Origin of the sequence: Rhodobaculum claviforme (assembly GCF_016653255.1) — a bacterium.
Taxonomy (GTDB): Bacteria; Pseudomonadota; Alphaproteobacteria; order Rhodobacterales; family Rhodobacteraceae; genus Rhodobaculum; species Rhodobaculum claviforme.
In genome coordinates, this window is record NZ_NHSD01000179.1 from 1 (window position 1) to 3,160 (window position 3,160).

At 66.9% G+C, this 3,160-nt stretch carries 3 protein-coding genes; 2 read left to right on the plus strand and 1 reads right to left on the minus strand.

Annotated features, from left to right (window positions below; all coding sequences use genetic code 11):
* Positions 1-191 precede the first annotated feature (191 nt).
* A complete protein-coding gene (gene ubiG, locus CCR87_RS05935; protein WP_027287525.1) occupies positions 192-995 on the minus strand; it encodes a bifunctional 2-polyprenyl-6-hydroxyphenol methylase/3-demethylubiquinol 3-O-methyltransferase UbiG in 804 nt (267 codons plus the stop codon).
* 245 nt (positions 996-1,240) lie between these two features.
* Between ubiG and CCR87_RS05940 the strand changes: the two genes are divergently transcribed.
* Complete coding sequence (locus CCR87_RS05940; RefSeq protein ID WP_027287526.1) at positions 1,241-2,461, plus strand: aspartate kinase; 1,221 nt, start codon at positions 1,241-1,243, stop codon at positions 2,459-2,461.
* A 63-nt stretch (positions 2,462-2,524) separates the two neighbouring features.
* A partial coding sequence (locus CCR87_RS05945; RefSeq protein WP_201156641.1) for a GAF domain-containing protein occupies positions 2,525-3,160 on the plus strand: 636 nt, incomplete at its 3' end.

Consider the following 3,160-nt stretch of genomic DNA (forward strand, 5'->3'; position numbering starts at 1 on the left):
CGCACAGCTTGCGAGCGTCTTGGTCAGCGACATGGTGTCCCTTCTCGGCTGTCTCTTCGCGGTTAGGTGTGTTGGTCCGTCGTGCCGACGCGGCCGGCTGATGAGCAGTCGCGGGCGTACGCGGCTTCGCGCCGTCGCCACACACTTTGTGTTGGCAGGCGCGGGAATCCAAGGGGCACGGGGCTGCCGCGTCAACCGCCGGCCGGTTTTTCGGCCAGGATCATGTAGTTGACATCGCTATCCCGGGCCGTGTGCCAGCCTGTCAGCGGATCGAACGCGACGCCAGCCACCTCGGCCATCCGCAGGCCGCCGGCGCGCAGACCGCGGGCGGCTTCCGACGGTTTGACGAACCGCCGCCAATCGTGGGTGCCGCGCGGCAGCCAGCCCAGCAGGTATTCCGCGCCGACCTTGGCCAACAGGAAGGACTTCGCCGTGCGGTTGACGCTGGAGACGACGGCCAGTCCGCCAGGGCGTACCAACCGGCCGCAGGTCGCCAGGAAGGTGTCGACATCGGGCACATGCTCGATCACTTCCATGATCGTCACCGCGTCGAACTGCTGGCCGGTTTCGGCCAGGGCTTCCACCGTGCCGATCCGGTAGTCGATCGCCAGGCCCTGCATTTCCGCGTGCGCCTTGCCGGTCTTGACCGCTTCGGCCGATGCGTCGATGCCGGTGACCCGCGCGCCCAGGCGGGCCAGCGGCTCCGCCAGAAGCCCGGCGCCGCAGCCGACGTCCAGGATAGAGATGCCTGCCAATGGCTGCAGCGATTCGCCCGGGGCTTGTGTCTGGGTCAACCGGGTGGCCAGTCGGTCGCGAATGTAGCCGACCCGCACAGGGTTGAGGGCGTGCAGCGGTTTCATATCGCCCTCGGGGTCCCACCAGCTTTCCGCCATGCGGGCGAACTTGCCGATTTCTTGAGGGTCGACGCTGACGCCTTCGACGCGCGCTGGCGGCGGTGTGGCGGGGTCGGCGGCCGCGGTAGGCGGCTGGTCCATGGACGCTTGGCTCCTTAGCGACGCGGGGAGAGATTTCGCGCAATGTGCGCGGACTGCGGCGCGATTTCTTGCGCTGCGAAGCGCGTGTAGAGTATGGGTGGCCGCTGTGCGAGGGGCAACCTCGGCGCGGCACCTGGCCGCTGCCATGCTCCTTGACCGCCCCGCCTTGAGCCATGGCGGCGCGCCTTTCGGCCGTCCGCCATCGCCCCACCGCCTCTAGATTCACCCCACGGCCAGGAGCGCCCATGGCCCGCATCGTGATGAAGTTCGGCGGCACCTCCGTCGCCAATGTCGAGCGCATCAAGAAGGTCGCCGAGCGGGTCAAGGCGGAGGTCGACGCGGGCAACGAGGTCGGTCTGGTCGTCTCCGCCATGTCCGGGGTCACCAACGAGCTGGTCGGCTACGTCCGCGACACCTCGAAGCTGTACGATGCCCGGGAGTACGATACGGTCGTCTCCGCGGGCGAGCAGATCACCTGCGGCTTGGCGGCGATCGCGCTGCAGGAAATCGGCGTTTCCGCGCGCTCCTGGCTGGGCTGGCAGGTGCCGATCCTGACCGACGATGCCCACGGCAGCGCGCGCATCCAACGCATCGAGGGCGAGGAGATCGTCCGCCGCATGGGCGAGGGTCAGGTGGCGGTCTTCGCCGGCTTCCAGGGCGTGGACGAGACCAACCGGATCGCGACCCTGGGGCGCGGCGGCTCCGACACGTCGGCCGTGGCGATCGCCGCTGCGCTGGGCGCGGAGCGCTGCGACATCTATACCGACGTCGACGGGATCTACACCACCGATCCGCGCATCGTGACCAAGGCGCGGAAGCTGGATAGGATCACCTACGAGGAGATGCTGGAACTGGCCAGCCAGGGCGCGAAGGTGCTGCAGACCCGCGCCGTGGAAATGGCGATGAAGCACCATGTGCGCGTGCAGGTGCTCTCCAGCTTCGAAGACAAGCCGGGCTCTCTCATCGTGGACGAGGACGAGATCGTGGAACAGGAAGTCGTCAGCGGGATCGCCTACAGCCGGGACGAATCCAAGATCACCCTGACCCGCGTTCCCGACGAGCCGGGCTCGGCGGCGCAGGTGTTCGGTTCGCTCGCCAAGCAGCACATCAACGTCGACATGATTGTCCAGAACGTGTCGCCCGAGGGCGGCTACACCGACCTCACCTTCACGGTGGGCAAGGACGATTATGATCGGACCATCAAGCTGCTGCAGGATAAGGATTCCGGGTTCGCCTACGACGAGCTGGTGCCCGACACCAACGTGGTGAAGATTTCGGTGATCGGCGTGGGCATGCGTTCGCACGCCGGTGTCGCCAGCACCATGTTCGAGACGCTGTCGGAAAAGGGCATTAATATCCAAGTGATCTCGACATCCGAGATCAAGGTGTCCGTCTTGATCGCCGAGGAATACACCGAGCTCGCGTTGCGCGCGCTGCACACGGCCTATGGTCTGGACACCGAGTAACCGCGAAGGCCTGGTGCAATGATCGGCTTTCCCTGCCACCCCGTTCCCACAGGCTAGTCTGGGATGACGCAACAGGTCCTCGGCTGGGCCGGCTCCCGTCGGCTGCTGCGGGTCCTGCGCGACATCATGAAGGGCGGCGGCACGGCCCAGGAGCGCCTGGACCAAGTCGTCCGCTTGATCGCGCAGGACATGGTGGCCGAGGTGTGTTCGGTCTACGTCATGCGCGCGGGCGAGGTGTTGGAGCTATTCGGCACCGAAGGCCTGAAGCCGGAAGCGGTGCATACCACCCGCCTGCGCAACGGCGAGGGCCTGGTCGGCAACATCGCCTTGCACGCCCGGCCGTTACGCCTGGCCGACGCGCAGAACCATCCCGACTTCGCCTATCGCCCGGAAACCGGCGAGGACCCGTTCCAGTCCCTGATGGGCGTGCCCATCCTACGGGATGGCCGCGTGCTCGGCGTACTGGTGATCCAGAACGTCACCCAGCGCAACTACGCCGAAGAAGAACTGGAGACCCTCGAGACGGTCGCCATGGTGCTGGCCGAGCTGGTCGCCTCCGGCGAGCTGGTGTCGACCGAGGAATCGCACTCGGACACCGCCGCGCTGCTGCCGGTGCGGTTGCCTGCGATCGTGCTCAACGAAGGGCTCGGGCTGGGGCGTGTGGTGCTGCACGAGCGTGGCATCGTGATCCGCCAGACG